The organism is Methanomicrobiales archaeon, assembly GCA_030019205.1.
Lineage (GTDB): Archaea > Halobacteriota > Methanomicrobia > Methanomicrobiales > JACTUA01 > JASEFH01.
Genome location: JASEFH010000004.1, coordinates 56,178 through 73,789 on the forward strand (window position 1 = coordinate 56,178; position 17,612 = coordinate 73,789).

General features: G+C 66.3%; 15 protein-coding genes. 8 read left to right on the forward strand and 7 right to left on the reverse strand.

Annotated elements, in window-relative coordinates; translation table 11 throughout:
* Positions 1-957: 957 nt before the first annotated feature.
* From QMC96_03710 to QMC96_03725, 4 genes are all read left to right on the forward strand, one after another.
* Positions 958-1,185 carry a KTSC domain-containing protein gene (locus tag QMC96_03710; GenBank protein MDI6875862.1) on the forward strand — a complete coding sequence of 76 codons (228 nt, stop codon included), beginning with the start codon at positions 958-960 and terminating at the stop codon, positions 1,183-1,185.
* Positions 1,186-1,436: 251 nt separating this feature from the next.
* Positions 1,437-2,546 carry a metallophosphoesterase gene (locus QMC96_03715; GenBank protein MDI6875863.1) on the forward strand — a complete coding sequence of 370 codons (1,110 nt, stop codon included), beginning with the start codon at positions 1,437-1,439 and terminating at the stop codon, positions 2,544-2,546.
* Positions 2,543-4,114: an AAA family ATPase gene (locus tag QMC96_03720; protein MDI6875864.1), complete on the forward strand. Its 1,572-nt coding sequence runs from the start codon at positions 2,543-2,545 to the stop codon at positions 4,112-4,114. The genes QMC96_03715 and QMC96_03720 overlap by 4 nt, the downstream gene beginning before the upstream one ends.
* A 103-nt stretch (positions 4,115-4,217) precedes the next feature.
* Positions 4,218-4,883: a flavodoxin family protein gene (locus QMC96_03725; GenBank protein MDI6875865.1), complete on the forward strand. Its 666-nt coding sequence runs from the start codon at positions 4,218-4,220 to the stop codon at positions 4,881-4,883.
* Positions 4,884-4,915: 32 nt separating this feature from the next.
* Here QMC96_03725 and QMC96_03730 read toward each other — a convergent pair whose 3' ends face one another.
* Positions 4,916-5,689, reverse strand: coding sequence for a tetratricopeptide repeat protein (locus tag QMC96_03730; protein MDI6875866.1), 774 nt, complete (start codon positions 5,687-5,689; stop codon positions 4,916-4,918).
* A gap of 140 nt (positions 5,690-5,829) precedes the next feature.
* On the opposite strand from QMC96_03730, the gene QMC96_03735 reads away from it, so the two are divergent.
* Complete coding sequence (locus QMC96_03735) at positions 5,830-6,075, forward strand: hypothetical protein (protein MDI6875867.1); 246 nt, start codon at positions 5,830-5,832, stop codon at positions 6,073-6,075.
* 16 nt (positions 6,076-6,091) lie between these two features.
* On the opposite strand, the gene QMC96_03740 is transcribed toward QMC96_03735, so the two are convergent.
* Positions 6,092-7,870 carry an aldehyde ferredoxin oxidoreductase family protein gene (locus QMC96_03740; GenBank protein ID MDI6875868.1) on the reverse strand — a complete coding sequence of 593 codons (1,779 nt, stop codon included), beginning with the start codon at positions 7,868-7,870 and terminating at the stop codon, positions 6,092-6,094.
* A 63-nt stretch (positions 7,871-7,933) separates the two neighbouring features.
* Between QMC96_03740 and QMC96_03745 the strand changes: the two genes are divergently transcribed.
* Positions 7,934-8,830 (forward strand): radical SAM protein, encoded by an 897-nt coding sequence (locus QMC96_03745; protein MDI6875869.1) that lies wholly within the window; start codon positions 7,934-7,936, stop codon positions 8,828-8,830.
* Positions 8,831-9,638: 808 nt separating this feature from the next.
* Here QMC96_03745 and QMC96_03750 read toward each other — a convergent pair.
* Positions 9,639-10,130, reverse strand: a complete 492-nt coding sequence (locus QMC96_03750; GenBank protein ID MDI6875870.1) for a hypothetical protein — start codon at positions 10,128-10,130, stop codon at positions 9,639-9,641.
* Between the two features lie 98 nt (positions 10,131-10,228).
* Positions 10,229-10,642: a hypothetical protein gene (locus QMC96_03755; protein MDI6875871.1), complete on the reverse strand. Its 414-nt coding sequence runs from the start codon at positions 10,640-10,642 to the stop codon at positions 10,229-10,231.
* Positions 10,643-10,797: 155 nt separating this feature from the next.
* On the opposite strand from QMC96_03755, the gene QMC96_03760 reads away from it, so the two are divergent.
* Positions 10,798-11,688, forward strand: coding sequence for a DNA glycosylase (locus QMC96_03760; protein MDI6875872.1), 891 nt, complete (start codon positions 10,798-10,800; stop codon positions 11,686-11,688).
* 17 nt (positions 11,689-11,705) lie between these two features.
* Here QMC96_03760 and QMC96_03765 read toward each other — a convergent pair whose 3' ends face one another.
* Positions 11,706-12,932 (reverse strand): adenosylhomocysteinase, encoded by a 1,227-nt coding sequence (locus QMC96_03765; protein MDI6875873.1) that lies wholly within the window; start codon positions 12,930-12,932, stop codon positions 11,706-11,708.
* Between the two features lie 129 nt (positions 12,933-13,061).
* Between QMC96_03765 and hisF the strand changes: the two genes are divergently transcribed.
* The gene (gene hisF, locus QMC96_03770; GenBank protein ID MDI6875874.1) at positions 13,062-13,868 is read left to right on the forward strand and encodes an imidazole glycerol phosphate synthase subunit HisF; all 807 of its coding nucleotides are present in this window, start codon (positions 13,062-13,064) and stop codon (positions 13,866-13,868) included.
* Here hisF and pheT read toward each other — a convergent pair.
* Complete coding sequence (gene pheT, locus QMC96_03775; protein ID MDI6875875.1) at positions 13,825-15,465, reverse strand: phenylalanine--tRNA ligase subunit beta; 1,641 nt, start codon at positions 15,463-15,465, stop codon at positions 13,825-13,827. The genes hisF and pheT overlap by 44 nt on opposite strands.
* Before the next feature lie 62 nt (positions 15,466-15,527).
* Positions 15,528-17,585 carry a TaqI-like C-terminal specificity domain-containing protein gene (locus QMC96_03780; protein MDI6875876.1) on the reverse strand — a complete coding sequence of 686 codons (2,058 nt, stop codon included), beginning with the start codon at positions 17,583-17,585 and terminating at the stop codon, positions 15,528-15,530.
* Positions 17,586-17,612 lie beyond the last annotated feature (27 nt).

Here is a 17,612-nt window from a genome sequence, read left to right on the forward strand (position 1 = left end):
AAATTCCTCGAGTACCATGGAATCAGGCACATAAGGGCACGAACCCTCATCAGACCCATGGGAAGATCGAGAGGGTCTTCCACGAGTTTGGGATGAGGATTCAACGGTTTGGTTCTGTCGAGAGAGTCGTGCACTGGCATAACGAGATCAAGCCTCACACCTGTCTCGACTACGATGAACCCGTTCATGCCTTCTGGTACCGGTTGCCTCATGACCGTATCCTTGGCCATGTCCCGAGGTGGATGCATGCGGAAGGTTAACGTATGGAAAATGAATTCGGGATACCACACATGTAATCTTGTAAAAGGTCTTTTAGTACCAGACCTGAGGAGACCGGGTTCTTCTGGCTCAAGGATGATAGTTGCCTGCCTGTCCTAATAAAAATTCCGATAAAGTGTCCGATTGTTAAAATGAGAAAGTTTATTCTGAATTATCGCGAAAATTTTTAAAGTTACCATGAAATGCGATGGATGCGATCAAAAAGTATCGAAGAAAGGCAAGAAGGACAGATGCAACCTATTCCGCACGGATTGCGATAAAGTGCAGAATTGTACCCGCTGGCATCAATAGATACTTCCCTTTTCCTCGATCCGCGCACGTATCCTCCGGGATCAGTCTCTCGTAACTTCCATTCTTCAACGGGTTAAAGCCCTTTCCTTCCAACGCGTAATCCCGGTGTAAGGCCCGCAACGCCATCCGAATCGCCGTACGGTCTTTCTCAACACCGATCAGGCTCTTGATGCCGTCTATCGGTTTGGCATCCCCATCACCATCTATTCAGCGTCACCGTCGGGGCGGTCCTCGCCAGTAGGAAAATCCCCCGGGCGGCATGGCACCCGGGACTGGAAGGGATACCCCCGATCCATTCCAGGGGGGATCGGCCCTGCACATGGGATCGGATAGGATCGGACGTGCCGGCACCTGAGTTTTTATACCAGAATTTCCATGCAGCCCTCCATGGAAGCCGAAAACCGGATCTGGACAGAGGTCGAGTCGTCCAACCTCAGGGCCGTATCCTACGACGCGGAGAACCGCGAGCTCTACGTCTGGTTCCTCGGGGGCGGCATCTACGTCTACTACGACGTCCCTCCCGAGCGGTACGAAGGGCTGATGGAAGCACAATCCCACGGGCGGTACTTCGCCGGGCACATCCGGAATGCCTACCGCTACAGGAAGATCGCGTGATCGAGTTTTCATGAAATACCAAACAATCCCGCATTTTGGGAATTTCCAGGAGATACAGGCCATGAATCCGATCGGTTCGGGTTTTCATCGGCCGTCAAGATCGCCAGAATCCGCCCGCAACCTGCAACTGCAAAAACAAAGAGCGCGGCCTTGATCCTGCCGTATCGCACGTGAAGCTGTCAGCATCCCGCCTCCACTTGTGGACCGCACGCCGTAATTTTAAGAGGGCCGGGGTCCCACGTCTGGTGACCATGCAGCTCGGCGTCATCGGCGATCCGCACCTGGGGTGCACCATCTACACGGACAAGCGCTCCCCGGACTTCGCCCGGCAGTTCAACACCGCTGTCGCGGGTCTGCTGGAGCGAAAGGTGGACGGCATCGCCGTTCTCGGTGACGTCTTCGACAGCAGCGCCTACCGCCGCAACATCGACACCTTCGCCTCGCGCCTCTCCGAGGTGGCCGGATCATTCCTGAAACTGAAGGAGGCGGGGATACCGCTCTACGCCATCGCCGGCAACCACGAGTACGGGCGGGGGCGGACCGCCGGCGAGCTGCGGATCCTGCACGACCTCGGCGTTCTCACATTCCTGGAGAGCGGGGAGGCCCCGTTCGGCGACTGCCGCATCGTGGGGATCTCCTGGAAGGCGGAACGCGGATCGCTCCTCGAAGCCCTGGCCCGGTGCGGCCCCCCGGCCGGGGACGCCATCCTCCTGCTGCACCAGTTCTGCGCCGGGTCCCGCTGCGTCCCCGCTACGATCGCCGAGGTCGGGGGATCCGATCTCGAGGGCTGGGCGGCGGTCTTCTGCGGACACCACCACCAGTACGAGGACCTGGGCTACGCGGTCGCCCCCGGGTCCCTGGAGGTGCGCACGGCGGGGGAGATCGGCCAGAAGGGCTACTGCATCTACGACACCGAGGCGGGAACCCACGAGTTCGTCGCCCTGCCCCCGGGCCGCGCGATCCGTTCGGCGGAGATGGACGCGAGCGGACTCTCGGCCGATCAGTTCCGGGAGCAGCTGGCCGCCTGGATCGGGGAGAACGCCGCTCCCGGCGCCGTCCTGATCCTGCGGCTGCGGGGATCCCTGGCCCGCGGGCGGGCGTCCGAGATCCGTCTCGGAGCGCTCCGCACCCTCGGGCTCCAGAAGGGCTGCCTGAAGGTGCGGTTCGCGGGCGGGCTGGAGGATCCCGTCCGCACCGCTGCGGAGATCCGCTCCTCTGCCAGCCTCCCGGAGTTCCTGGAGAGGCGGTTCGGACCGCGGGCGGCTCTCGCGGGCAAACGGATCGAGTCCCTGCGGGAGAGGGGGGACTCGTTCGCCTCGGACTTCCTGGCGGAGCTCCTCGGGCAGGCGGGTGACGGATGAAGCTCACCGCCCTCGCCCTGCACGACTTCCGCTCATACGCGGACGCGGAGATCGCCTTCTCGGGCGGCCAGAACTACATCTTCGGGAAGAACTGGCAGGGGAAGAGCTCGATCATGGACGGGATCGGCTACGCCCTCTTCGGGAGGAGGATCCTTCCCGCCCGCCTGGCGGGTGCGGCAGTGCGGACGGACCACCTGGTGCGGAGGGGGGCGGGGGGCGGCTCGGTGGAGCTCTCCTTCGAGCACCGCGGGGAGGAGTACTGCCTGCGCCGCACGTGCCCGCGGGACATGCCCACGCTATCGATGGACGGCTGCCGCATCGCCCAGGGCTCGGCGGCCACGGGCGAGTACCTCTGCGAGATGCTGGGCATCGACGCCCCCCTCTTCGCCAACATCTTCTACTCCCCGCAGGACGAGCTGCGCCGCGTGCTCGAGCTCGACCCCGAGAGCCGGAAGGTGTTCATCGAGACGGTGCTGGGATTCGACTACCTCAAGGATGTCAGGACGTCCGCAAAACGATCGGCCGAGGCGCTGCAGCGCTGGAAGGACGGGTATGCCGGTGCGGACGCGGCGGCGGTCCGGGAGCGGAGCCGGGCGATCGAGGCGCGGATAGATGCCATTGAAGAGCAGATCCGCCACCTCGATGCCGCGATCGCCGAACCGATGCCCCCTCCCCCGCCCGAACCTTCCGGTGCCGCCCATGCCCGCCCGCTCGAAGAGCGGGGTGCGCTCCGCGAGCGGATCCGGCAGTGCCGGAGCCTGATGGAGGGACTCTCCTCGGGAACCTGCCCCAGCTGCCTCCAGCCGCTGCCGGCAGGTGCAAAGAAGCCCCTCCTGCAGCGGATCGGGGGCGAACTCTCCCGGATCGAGGCGGCGATCGCGACGAACGAGCAGCAGATCCGCTCTCTCGCCGCCGCCGCCGCGGAGGCCGAACGGGTGCGCCGCGACGGCGACGTGAGGAGGCTGGAGCTCGTGCGGGTTCGGGCGGAGCGGGATGCCATGGAGAGGGAGGCGGCGGTTCGGCGGGCGGAGCTCGACGCCGTCCGCAGAGAGACGGCCGCCTGCGGGGATCGGATGGAGAGAAAGGTCCAGGAGGAGTGCGCGTTCCTCGCCGAGATCCAGCAGGCAATCGACGAGTTCCGCGGGAACGTGCGGTCCCTGGTGGCCCGGGACCTGGAGAACGCCGCGAACTTCTTCATGCGGAAGTTCGGCGACGGCGACTTCGATGCGGAGCTCCGCATCACGGAGGAGTTCGGGTTCGAGACCCTCCTCCACGGCGAGCAGGTGCCCCTCTCCAACCTGAGCGGTGCGGCGCGGGACATCCTGGCGTTCTCCCTCCGCTACGGGCTCTACCGCATCGCAGCGAAGGAGATCGACTTCCTGCTGCTCGACGAGCCCACCCGCCACTTCGATCGCGCCAACACCTTCAAACTGAAAGAGGCGTTCAACGAACTCGCCGACCACCAGCTGATCGTGATCACCGTCAACGACGAGTTCCACGATGCCGTGGGGAAGAAGTTCCGGGTGGAGAAGGACGCCGACCGCTGCTCGATCGTGCGGGAACTGTAGGGAGCCCCGCACGGTGCCCCATCGGCAGCCCGCGGACGGGTTCGAACCTTTTTTATCATCGCCCCTCCAAAGGGCATACAGGATTGGCAACGAAGTGATACGGATGAAGGTTCTGGGAATCAATGGCAGCCCGAGAGGCGCGAACAGCCGGACGCTCCGGCTGGTGCAGGCCGCCCTCCGGGGCGCGGAATCCGGCGGCGCGGATACGGAGCTGGTGGACGTCTGCGACCTCGATATCGAGTACTGCACCGGCTGCGGGACATGCTACGCGACCGGCACCTGCGTGCAGGCGGACGACTTCGAGGAGGTCTGGGCGAAGATACAGGACGCCGACGGGATCGTGCTGGGGTCGCCCGTCTACATCCACAGCGTCACGGCGCAGCTGAAGACCCTGATCGACCGCACCGCCGACGCGGTCCACTGCCAGCTGCTCACCGGCAAATACGGCTGCGCGGTGTCCACCACGGGCGGCGGGGGCGAGCAGGAGGTGATCGACTACATGAACCACTACCTGAACATGCTCGGGGCCGTCACCGTCGGGGGTGTGGGCATCGCCCTCGGGCGGCACCCGGACGGCCTCCCCGCCACCGAAGAGAAGGCGTTTGCCCTGGGAAAGGATCTGGTGCAGGCAATCGCGGAAAAGCGGCGCTACCCCGAGCAGGAGAAGGCTCTTGCGGCGCAGAGGGAGTACTTCCGCCGCCTCGTAGAGGCGAACCGCGAGACCTGGACCCACGAGTACGAGTACTGGATGGATCGGGGCTGGATGTAGGAGATCCCGGCTCCCCTCCCCGGAGATATCCTTCAGAGGATGCTCGCGCTCTCCTCCCTGCGGATCAGGGACTTCGCCCGTGCGAAGCAGGCGCGGGCCTCGTCCCGCCGGCCCAGCTTCACCAGGGCGACCCCCTTGTTGTTGTAGGCCATCGCGTCCAGCGGGGCGAGCTCGATCGCCCGCTCGAAGCAGCGGATCGCCTCCTCGAACCGCCCCAGCCTGGCGAGGCACACCCCCCGGTTGTTGTAGATCGCCGCGTAGTCGGGGTTGATCTCCCCATAGAGATCGTAGCAGCGGATCGCCTCCTCGAACCGCCCGGCATCGGCGAGGCTGACACCCCTGTTGTAGTAGGCCTTGGCATACCCCGGATCGATGCGGATGGCCCGGTCGTAGCTCTCGATCGCCTCGCCGTACGCGCCGAGGTGGTAGTAACAGTTGCCCCGGATGTACCAGGCCTCCGCGTAGCGGGGATCGAGACTGACTGCGCGGTCCAGGCAGTCGATCGCCTCCTCGTTCAGTCCCAGGTGGTAGAGAGCGACACCCCGGGTATACCAGGCGTCGGGATTCCCGGGCTCGAGCTGGAGCGCCCGCTCGCAGACCCGCACCGACTCCCGGAACCGGGCCAGGCGGTCGAGGATATTCGCCCGGGATACCAGTGCGGTCACGCTGTCGGGTTCCAGCGCGAGCGAGCGGTCGAAGCAGGTCAGGGCTTCGTTGTACCTCCCCATGCTCGCGAGCGTTGCGCCGCGGTGGTACCAGCTGACCGACTCCGGCTCCGGGATCCGTCGTTCTTCCGATGCTGCCATACGCCTTCACCTACCGTGGGGACGGGATGGCTGATAAGGGTAGTGCCGTGCGGGAGGACCCCGAAGGCCGCATCCGCCCGCAGGATGCGGGAGCGCAGTGTATCACAGTATAAATATGCCGGGAGAAGAGAGAGTGCGGTATGCTCCCGGATCGGATCGGAGCGCATCTGGATACCATCGAGCGGGTCCACGGGATCGTCATCCTGAACCGGGAGGAGATCGTCCGGCGGATCGCAGACGGCGTCCGTGGCGAGCAGCAGGTTCTGCCCGCGATGACGGCGCTCAACACCTGGGTCGCGGTGGAGGGGCTCACCGGCGCGGTCGATGTACCGCCGGACGTGCTGGAGAAGATCCTCTTTCCCCTGCGCGGGGAGCGGGATTCGTGAGCGGGTCCCGCCGCCCTCACCCGATCCCGAGCTCCCGCAGCTTCTCCGCGGTGGGGATGCCGTCCTCCGTCCAGCCCCGCTCGCGGTAGTACTCGGTGAGGAGGGGCTCCCGCCTCCAGACGCACCCCGCCGCCGCGCCGCAGGTGAGGGGCTCCTCCAGCATCCGCTCGGGGAGCGTGTCGTCCGCTTTCGAAAAACCGGCAGCGAGGTTGAAGATCCTCTGGAGGTTCCAGATCCGCTCGCCGGACCGCAGGAACTCCTCGGCATCGACGGGGCGCCCGACGGCTGCCGAGAGCATGGCGGCATAGTCGTCCGGGTCCAGGGAGCGGATCGAGAAGAGGCAGGCGCCGCTCGCGTCGATCGCCGCGAACAGATCCTGGAACCGCTTCACCCACCAGGCTTTGCCGGCATCCGACAGCGGATCCAGGCGGACCGGGATGCCGAGCACCTCCGGGTAGAGCATGTTCCCGTAGACGTGGCAGGCCCCCCGCACGGAGGTCGCGTATGCCAGGCCCTGGCCCTGCATCCCCCGGGGATCGTAGCCCGGCATCTCCTGCCCCTTGACGGACATGGAGAACTCGGGGTGCCCGTAGCGGGCGGCGAACCGCAGCGATCCCTCCGCCAGCTCGTCCCCGATCCCCTCGCGGTAGCCGATCATGCGCACCAGATCCGCGACGGCCCGCCCATCCCCGAAGCGGATCTCCTCGTTGAGGTAGCCCCTCTCGGAGAGCTCCATGGCGCAGGCGATCGTGGCGCCGGTGGAGATGGTGTCGAGCCCGAGATCGTTGCAGAGGTTGTTGGCGATCGCGATCCAGCGGAGGCTGCCCACGCCGCAGTCGGGGCCGAAGCTCCAGATGGTCTCGTACTCCGGACCTTCGCCGAGCGCTCCGTCCACCCGTGTCACCCGCCCGCAGGCGACGGGGCAGGAGTAGCAGCCCTTGACCCGCTCCAGGATCGTCTCCGCCATCTCCTCCCCGGATACCTGCCCTGCCTGCGGAAAGTGGCTGCCCTGGAAGTTGCGGGTCGGCAGCAGACAGAGCTCGTTCACGAGGTTCACCGAACCCGCGGTCCCGTACCTTCGAAGACTCCCCCCGGTGATGCCGCTCCTCTTCAGTTTCTCCAGGATCCGCTCGCGGGTGAGGCGGAGCGCTTCCGGATCGGAGACGGGGTACTTTCCGCTCCCCCGCACCGCCACCGCCTTCAGCCGCTTGGAGCCCATCACCGCACCGACGCCGCCCCGCCCTGCCGCGCGGGCATTCTCGTTGACGATGCAGGCGATCCGGGACAGGCGCTCCCCGGCGGGGCCGATGCAGGCGATCTTCGCCCGCGGGTCCCGCAGCTCCTGCTGGATCCCCGCGGCCGTCTCCCCCGTCCCCCTGCCCCAGTAGGGTGCCGCATCCCGGAGCGCGGCAGCACCGTCCCGCACCTGCAGATAGACCGCCCTCTCCGCCCGCCCCCGGATCACGATCGCGTCGAACCCGGCACGCTTCAGCTCGACCCCGAAGGATCCCCCGCTGTTGGCGCTGGTGATGGTGCCGGTGAGAGGCGACTTCGTGACGATGTCGTAGCGGGAGCAGAGCGGAAGCCCGCTGCCGGTCAGGGGCCCCGCGGCCAGGACGAGCAGGTTCCCGGCGGTGAGGGGATCGACGTGGGGATCCAGGCGTTCGAGGAGGATCCGCACCCCGAAGCCCCGCCCCCCGATGTAGTCCCGGCTCCAGGCTTCGGGGTAACTCTCCGTCCGAATGCTCCCCGTACTCAGGTCCACGTCCAGAATCTTCCCGGTATACCCGTCCATCTGCACCAACGGGTCTTTCTGCTGCCCATATATTATTATTCTTTACGACAAACCTACTCCTGAATGCCGGAAGACGAATACAGAACAGCCCGGGTGGGAGATCGGGAGGTCCCCTTCGACCCCACGACGCTCCGCAGGATCCAGGAGCACCCCTGCTTCAGCGAGAGGGCCTGCCATGCGTTCGGGCGGATGCACCTGCCCGTCGCCCCCCGCTGCAATATCCAGTGCAATTACTGCGTCCGCGACTTCGACTGCGTGAACGAGAGCCGCCCGGGCGTGACGAGCCGCGTCCTATCGCCCGAAGAGGCGATCGAGATGGTCAGAAGGGCGCTCGCGAAGTTCAGCTACATCAAGGTGCTGGGAATCGCCGGCCCGGGGGAGCCGCTCTACAACGAGGAGACCTTCGAGACGCTCCGCCTGGCAAAGGAGGAGTTCCCCAACCTGATCAAGTGCATCAGCACCAACGGCCTCCTGCTTCCGCAGACGATCGATCTCCTGCACGAGTACGACGTCGGCAACGTCACGGTCACCTGGAACGCGCTGGATGCAACGATCGGCGCTCGGATCTACTCCTATGTGACATGGGAGGGGAAACGCGTCGGCGGAGAGGAAGGGGCGCAGATCCTCCTGGACAACCAGATCCGGGGGATCCGCGAGGCGGTGAAGAGGCACATGATCGTGAAGGTGAACACGGTCTACATCCCCGGCGTGAACGACATGCAGATCCCCGACATCGCGAAGAAGGCCTCGGAGCTGGGTGTATACACCTTCAACGTCATCCCGCTGATCCCCCAGTACAGGTTCGCAGACATCACCCCTCCCACCCCGGCGGAGAAACGGAAGATGCAGGACGAGTGCGCCCGCTACATCAGGCAGATGCGCCACTGCCAGCGCTGCCGCGCGGACGCGATCGGGCGGCTCGGTGCCGACGTGCAGTCCTGTCTCTACCAGCAGCAGTGACGTACAAACCCCGGGAAACGGCGCAGCCCCCCGCGGCAGCGGCTCCCGGAAGAGATCCGGCACAAACACCCCATTTTTCATCTGGATTTCCGCCCTGCCCATCTTCGGCGTCTCGATCCCGTTGAGATCTTCCCGTGAACTCCAGCATCCGCTCGGGGATGGCCTGGCGCGTGAGAGACGCGCACCCGCGTGGCAGAATTTCATCGGCGATCCCTATCCTGAGTGCGGCAGAGTTTAATCCAGAGTGGCAAGCGTGAGAACTATCGCGTGATGCTTATAACCTGCAGAATCTGCATTCTGATCTCGATCAGCCGCGAAAACCGGATGGGAAGCCGTTGTGATCGTGTCCAATCCCTCTCTTGGAGGCCATCGGATGCGGGGAGGGGGGGGTGCGCCCCCCCCACCAGGGCGATACGATCGGAGATTATCTCCGCGATGGTAACTGGGGGATGTGGCTGTGTGGTGCAGGACCGGGGAGGGACAGGCCCGCTCCCCGAACTTGAGAGGGGGTGCCAGCACTCTGTTGGGGGCGAGCCCACCCACCGTCGAACCTGGATTGCAGACCAGCTGGAGACCATGATGTCTATCGGGGTGCTTTCTCGGAGATTGACCGCCCCATCTCTGTGCCGAACCGCACAATCCCAGGTGCGCAGGCCTCTGGATGTCGTGGCGGATCTGCCAGGGGTGCGCTGGAGCCTCTTGCTATCCGTCTCTCACGACTTTCCCCTCTCCGCACGATGGATTGATTCCCCGTCTGCAGCTCACGTTCGCCAATCTGCTTTCCCCGTGCAGGGTGCGAATACCGTGCCTACGCCGTCTCCCCCGGAGGGGGCGCGGGCGCGTGTTCCGCGACGATATCCGTCAGGGCGGCGATGAGGGGCTCGAGCTCGACCGGGACCGCCGTGTCTGCCGCCTGGACGCGGAATCCTCTGTACACGACGAGGAACTCCGGAAGGTTCGCTGTGTAGTCCGTACCGCTGTAGGCGGTTCTCGACTGCGCCGGAGGGTTCAGGGGCGGTATCGTGGAAAAATCCACCTCCTCCAGGAGCGTGCGCAGCCGATCCATCGTCTCCGCCTCCAGCAGGAACTCCATCGTCATCGCCTCCCGGGTCAGCATCGCCCGTCCGCTCTCGTAGATGACCAGGTGGTCGCCGGAAGATCCGACGCCCCCGCCGCCCCGGAAGATCGTGCCACCCCTCCGCTCGTACACCAGGAGTATCTCTCCGAAAGCCCGCTTCTCCTGACCGGGCGTGTAGGTAGCCAGGGCCAGGTGCAGGGTGGACAGGATCCCGCGTCTCATGGTTCAGCACCTCAGCGATGGCGTTGCGTCGTATCAACGCCGATCTCTGCACCAGCCTCCTGTCGGCGCTCCGATTTAAACATATCCCCCGCACGCGATCAGGACTGCGACTGGATGATCCTGTCGAGCGTGCGGATCGCGGGTTCGAGCCGCTCCGGCACCGCGGTCGTCTCGGCGGTGACGGTGCGGTTGCGGTAGGTGATCCGGTAGGTGATGTAGTCGGCGCCCGGCGACGGGGCGGGATACCGCTCGTCCAGCGACGGGAAGTCCGCCGCCTCCAGATCGTCCCGCAGAACGTCCATGATCGTCGGATCCAGGAAGAACGCCCCCTCCACCGTTCTTCGCGAGAGGACGGCGGTGCCGTTCTCGTGGACGACGAGGTGGTCGTCGAAACCCGCGATGCCGCCCGTCCGGCTGTACTCGACGAGAACGGGGGACGGGGTGCCCTCCGTGCAGCCCGCGGCGAGGAGGATGAGCACGGCAAGGAGCCCGAGAATGCCTGTCTTCCGCATGGATGCCGTGCATGGGCGCCGCTAACGGATGAAGGTATGGGTCACGCATCCGGGCATCAACGCCGCTACTTTCTTGATCGCTCCCTGCCCATGCATATGGGAAAGCAGCCTTCTGCCGTGCATCCCGTGTCCCCCCGCCTGTGGAGCGTCGTCGCATGCCTGAAATCGCCCTCCTGCCCGGCCAGCCGTTCCGCCTCGATCTCACGCTCACCTGCGGGCAGGTGTTCGGCTGGGTGCAGGAGGGCGGCTGGTGGTACGGTCTGGCGGAGGGTATCCCCCTGCGCATCCGCCAGGAGCCGGAGCGGCTGATCTTCGAGGGAGCGCCGGAGCGCACGGTCCGCACCTACTTCCAGCTCGACCTCGACCTGGAGGGGGTGCTCCAGACGCTCCGCACCGATCCCCTGATGGAGAGCGCTATCCAGCGGTGCCGCGGTCTCCGCATCGTCCGCCAGCCCGCATGGGACTGCCTGGCCGCCTACATCTGCTCCACCTGCTCCAGCATCCCGATGATCGAGCGGCGCATCGCGAACCTCTCCCGCCGATTCGGGGAGGAGGTGGAGGCGTTCGGGAGGACCTTCCACACCTTCCCCGGAGCGGAGCGGCTCGCCGCGGTGGACGAACCGTCCCTCCGGGAGTGCAAACTGGGGTACCGGGCATCCTACATCCGGGATACCGCCGCGGAGATCGCGGCCGATCCCGGCTGGGCGGCGCGCATCGGCGCCCTGCCCTGCGATTCGGCACGGAGGGAGCTGATGCGCTACCCCGGCATCGGACCCAAGGCCGCGGACTGCATCCTCCTCTTCGCCTTTCTGAAGTACGAGTCGTTTCCCGTGGACGTCTGGATCCGCCGCATCATGCAGCGCTTCCTGCCGGATCTGCCGGAGCGGCCCGTCTGCACCGCCGACTACGAGCGGATCCGCCGGTTCGCACGGGACTACTTCGGCGACTACGCCGGCTACGCCCAGGAGTACCTCTTCTGCCTGCGCAGGGAGATCGGCAGGGATCCGCCCTGGTGCGAAGCGTCCGGTAGCCCGGGACGGGAATGAAAATGGGCGGGGGATCCCTACGTCCCGATCTCCCAGCTCCGCAGGTACTCCGCCTGTTCGGGAGTCAGGCGGTCGATCGAGAGCCCGAGCGCCGCGAGCTTCAGGTCCGCCACCCGCTCGTCGATCTCCGCCGGCACGTCGTAGACGCCGGGTGCGAGTGAACGGCCCGTCTCTGCCATGTAGCGGGTGGAGAGCGCCTGCAGGGAGAAGGAGAGATCCATCACCTCGATCGGGTGGCCCATGCCCTTCGGGGACGCCAGGTTGACGAGCCGCCCTTCGGCGAGGAGGTGGATCGCCTTCCCGTCCAGGATGTAGGTGTCGATACCCTCGCGGCGCACGATGGAATCGGCATGCTTCTCCAGCCATTCGACATCCACCTCCACGTTGAAGTGGCCGGCATTCGCCAGGATGGCGCCGTCCTGCATGCGGCGGAAGTGGCGCTCCGTGATGACGCCCCGGTTGCCCGTCGCCGTGATGAAGAGGTCCCCGATCGCCGCCGCCTCGTCCATGCTCATCACCGCATGCCCCTCCATGTGCGCCTGCAGCGCCTTTCGGGGATCGATCTCGGTGACGATCACCCGCGCCCCGAGCCCTGCGGCCTTGGTGGCGAGACCGCGGCCGCAGAACCCGTAGCCGGCGACCACGAGGCTTCTTCCGGCCATGAGCACGTTCGTCGTGATCATCACCGCGGAGAGCGCGCTCTCGCCCGTGCCGTGAACGTTGTCGAAGTGGCGCTTCATGGGGGTGTCGTTCACGGCGACCACCGGAAACCGCAGCACGCCGTCCTTTGCCATCGCCCGCAGACGGTGAACCCCCGTCGTGGTCTCCTCGCTCCCACCGATCACCCCTTCCAGGATCTCGGTCCGCCGGGTGTGGAGGACGTGGATCAGGTCCATGCCGTCGTCGATCGTGATCTGCGGGCGGGCGTCCAGGACGCGGTCGATCGCCCGGTAGTACTCCTCCACCGTGGCGCCCCGTCGCGCGTAGGAGCGTACGCCGGGCACGCCGTTCAGCGCCTCGGAGACGTCGTCCTGCGTCGAGAGCGGGTTGCAGCCGGTGATGCGCACCTCCGCACCCCCCGCTGCCAGCGTCTCCACCAGCACCGCGGTCTTGGCCTCCACGTGCAGCGCCATCCCGATCGTCAAGCCGGAGAACGGCTGCTCCTCCTCGAACTCGCGGCGGATGGTCGCCAGCACCGGCATGTACTGGCGCGCCCACTCGATCTTCAGCCTTCCCGATTGCATTAAAAATCTCCTTCGATTCTTCTCTTTTGCCTTTTCCCGAATAGTGTAGCCCTCGCACGAGTTAAATCCATGCAATCGGGAGCGGCGGCATCCGAAATCCTGATCACCTCTCCCCCGCAACCGGTATGCATGGCACTGACACGGCGCATCATACCCTGCCTGGACATCAAGGACGGGCGGGTGGTCAAGGGCTGCCATTTCGTCGACCTCCGGGACGCCGGGGATCCGGTGGAGCTCGCCCAGCGCTACAACGAGCAGGGAGCGGACGAGGTGGTCTTCCTGGACATCACCGCCAGCAGAGAGCAGCGCGGGACGATCATCGAGGTGATCCAGCGGGCCGCCGATCAGCTCTTCCTCCCGCTCACCGTGGGCGGCGGCATCCGCAGCCTTGAGGATATCCAGCAGATCCTGCGCGCCGGGGCGGACAAGGTATCCATCAACACCAGCGCGGTGCGGGATCCCTCGCTGATCGACCGAGCCGCCCGCCGATTCGGTACGCAGTGCGTGGTGGTCGCGGTGGACGTGCGGCGGAACTACGGGAAGAACGGCAGCGGGACGCCGATCCCCCTCCCCGACGGGCGGGAGTGCTGGTACGAGGTGGTCACCTACGGCGGCAGCCGCCCCACCGGCATCGATGCCGTCGCCTGGTGCCGGGAGGCGGAGGAGCGGGGTGCCGGGGAGATCCTGCTCACCAGCATGGAGACCGACGGCACGAAAGCCGGGTTCGACATTCCCGTCACCGCCGCCGTGTCCGATGCGGTCACGATTCCCGTGATCGCGAGCGGGGGCGTGGGAACGCTGGAGCACTTCTACGAGGGGTTCGCACTCGGGAAGGCGGACGCCTGCCTGGCGGCCAGCGTCTTCCACTACGGCGAGTTCAGCGTGCGGCAGGTCAAGGAGTACCTGGCCGCCCGCGGCATTCCAGTACGGCTCTGAGATCCAGGGTGAGAGCGGCGACGGGATACTCCAGCTCGAAGGCATTCAGCACGTTCGGATGGATCTCTCCAAACGATCCCCATATCTTCCCCCGGATGACAATGTCGCCCCGGCGACCGCCGATGAAGGCCGGATCCGCCGACTCCTCCACGGCAAAGACGAGATCGAGCTCCCGGCAGAGGGCATCGGCGACGGCGTAGATCTCGGTGAAGTCCGCGGACGGGTGGATGCTGACCGCGGAGACCTTCTGGGCGGTGACCATGGACTCCTGGACGTCTCCGACGGCAAAGATGCGCTGCGGGAGTTCGCGGTGGCGGTTCATGGTCAGGGTCTCCAGCAGCAGCGGCAGGATGTCGGTGCGCACGATGGTGTGCTCCTCGCTGATCGGGCGGGAGAGGCGGATGGCGGAGGGGGAGCGGGGCCTCTGCATCGCGTCGAACATCACCCGTTCGCTCGTCAGCGTGAAGGGCATGACCTCCAGGTATCCGAGACCGGTGAGGATGCTCCGCACGGCGTCCTGCAGCCCGGTCGCGGGATGCCGCGCTCCTATCGTGCAGACCGGCGGGAGTTCGGGCTTGAAAGCGCCATACCCGTAGGCGATCGCCACGTCCTCGAAGATGTCCCAGTCGTGCATGATGTCGGCCCGGTAGCAGGGCACCAGCACCCGGATGCGGTCGCTGCCCAGCGGCTCGGCTCCAAAGCGCATCTTCTCCAGGAGCGCGGCGGCTTCGGCGGCGGAGAGGTTCGTCCCCAGGAGGGCGTTGCACTCCGCGAGGTTCACGACACGCTCCGACGGGGAGAGATCCGGTACCGCGGCGCCGTCGATCTGCACGCTCTCCACCCGGGCGCCGCTCTCGGCAAGGGCGGTGCAGAGGATATTGACGGCAGTGGTCACCGCGCGGGGGTCGGTGCCGGTGGTGTCGAGGAGGAGGTTTCTTGTATCCTCCGTCACCCTCGTCCTCTCGCCGTTGATGATGGGCGGGAAGGAGAGCACGTGATCTTCCGCGTCCACGATCAGGGGGAAGAGCGGGAAGTCCTGCACAATGTGGGCGTAATCCCTCCCCTTCGGGTGCTCGTTCAGGATCTCCTCCATGGTCATGGGGCGGTCGAAGTCGAGGGGCACGAAGGCGCGGGTGCGGGGGGATGCGAAGTAGCGGAACGGCGGGGTGACGGTGTCCAGATCGTGGACGCCGATCGCCATCTTGCCCCGCCCCCTGCCGACCGCCCAGTGCAGGGCTTCCTGGAGGCCCATCAGGCTCTGGATCGCCTCGCTGTCCAGGCGCACCCCCCGGATCACCGCCGAACCGAGGTAGGGGCGGATGGGAAGAATGCTCTCGTCCCGGATGAACGTGATCCCCGAGGGGCGGACATCGTAGCGGGATAGCCCCTTCTCGATCCCCAGGAATCCCCGCATCGCGTGGGCGACCCCCTCCACGCTGTAGAGGTCCGGGCGGTTGGGGAAGAACTCCACGTCCACATGATCCTCTTCGATCCGCTCGATGTCCGAGCCCATCATGGGCAGGCGGGCAAGGATGGTCTCCCTGTCCGCCCCCACCAGTTCTTCCAGGTACCTGAACGAAAGCGAGATAACCGGCACTCCGCATCACCCGTGTACAGTGATCTGGGACGTCCGTTCACTTTAACCCTGTGTGACGGGCGTCACAGGAGCGTGAACGCCCCCTCGACCAGCCGGATCTGTTCGTCGGTGAGATCGTACAGGCGGCAGACGGCCCTGTCCACCTCATCGAGAACCGCCTGCGCCTCCGGGGATGCCCGCCCGTCACCCTCCTTCAGGGAAGCGATGGCCCGGTCCGCCAGGGCGGCGATCTCCCGCTGGACCGGAAGCGGCGCCGGGTGGATGGGAAGCTCGCCGAGCATGTCCATGTCGACCTGCGCGAACGCCCGCCCGCGTTCCAGGCTCACCAGCTGGTAGTAGCGGTTCATCATCCGCGAGTTGAGGATGGCGAGGATGTACTTCAGGAGGTACCCGCCGCCCTTCAGGACAATCGCATGGCAGTTGTTGAGGTGGTAGTAGCCGTCCGGATCGTATGCGGCGTGGAGAGCGTCCCCGGTCTGCCGCACCAGCAGCTTCTCGCGGGACACCACCGCGGGGTCCCACCCTCCGGACCAGAGGAGCGCGGGATCGATGTTCAGGAAGTGACCGCTGTAGCGCAGGCGGTACCGCCCGATCTCGCTCCCCGAGACGAGCCCGGGTCTCCAGGTCTCGCCCCGCTTCTCCGCGGCGACGATGCTCCTCTGGCCGATCCGGGAGCGGACGCCCGTATGGATGGAGACGATCCCCGACAGGGGGACCGATCCGCGCTCGATCCGCCGGAGAAGGTCGCGGTTCCTCTCCGAGAAGCAGAGGCGGAAGCGGGTACGGGGGAGGCTGCGGTAGTCCCCCTGGCGGTGGCGGAACGCGGCCGCATTCGTCCTGCCGAGATCCCCGGGGGCGGCGCAGCAGGAGAGCGCGATCTCGTTCGCATCCCGGGCCGCTGCGTCCGGCTCCTTCTCGAAGACGATGACGACGCTCCGCCCGGCGTTCCCCTCGCGCCAGAAATCCTCCAGAACGAGGACGATCTCACGGATCCGCACGGTGTCCAGCAGGTGGCGGCGGAGCTTCGAGAAGTACCGCCCCAGGAGAAAGCTGTCCGGGACGATGAACCCGCAGATCCCGCCGTCCCGGAGCAGGCGGATCGCCCGCTCCACGAACAGGGCGTACACGCTCAGCTTGTACTCCGCGGAGTTCGGGTAGGCGGAGCGGAGGTAGGCGTCCACTGCCTGCCCGCACCGCTCCGCGCCGCGGAGCCCGAAACTCACCCAGGGGGGATTCCCCACGATCACGTCGAACCCGCCGCGGGCGAGGACTGCGGGAAACTCGTCCTCCCAGCGGAAGGGTCGGACGGCGCCCTCCAGAGATCGCTCGACGAGGGCGTTGCCCGGGCGGATGTTTCGGGGGAATGCCGCGGTGTCGCTCCCGGCTGCAGCGGCGCGGAGCAGGAGGATGCGGCGGGCCACCTCCACCGCCTCCGGATCCAGGTCCACCCCGTAGAGGTGACGCTCCATGATGGCGCGGTGAACGTCGATCTCGTCCTCCTCGGCCAGCTCCCTGTAGCGCCCCTCCAGCACCGCCGCCGCCGCTCTCAGGAACGAACCGGCGCCGCATGCAGGATCCAGGACGGCGATTCCGGTCACCTGATCCCGGTCCGCCTCCCGCACGCGGGCGGCGAGGGTCCGTGCGAGGATGTAGTTCACCACGGGCGGCGGGGTGTAATAGGCGCCGCCGACGCGGCGTCTCCCCGCCGAACGGAGGACCGGTTCCCCGTCCCGCCCGATCCGCAGCTCCGATGCCAGGTAGCGCTCGTACACGGATCCGAGGAATGAGGGATCCAGATCCCGGAAGGGCAGACGCCGCAGTTCATCCTGGATGGCGCGGATCCGCGCCATCCCTCCGCCACGGCATTCGAGGTCCGCCTCCATCCGCCGCCGCAGCAGGGCGGCGTGCGGAGCCCGCTCCTCCAGCCACCGCCGCACGAGGAGGGCGGAGAGGATGCGCCACACCCTGCCGTCCAGATCGGGCAGGGGGATGAAGCCCCCCTCCACGGGGGTTCTGTCGGGTCCCCCGCCGGCAGCGAGATCGGCCGCCAGTCCGAGCCGCCAGGGCCCCAGCCTCCTGAACACCGGATGCATCTCCACCGCCTCTGCTCCTTTCGGCATCCCCTGCCGCGCGGCGCCGGGGACGGA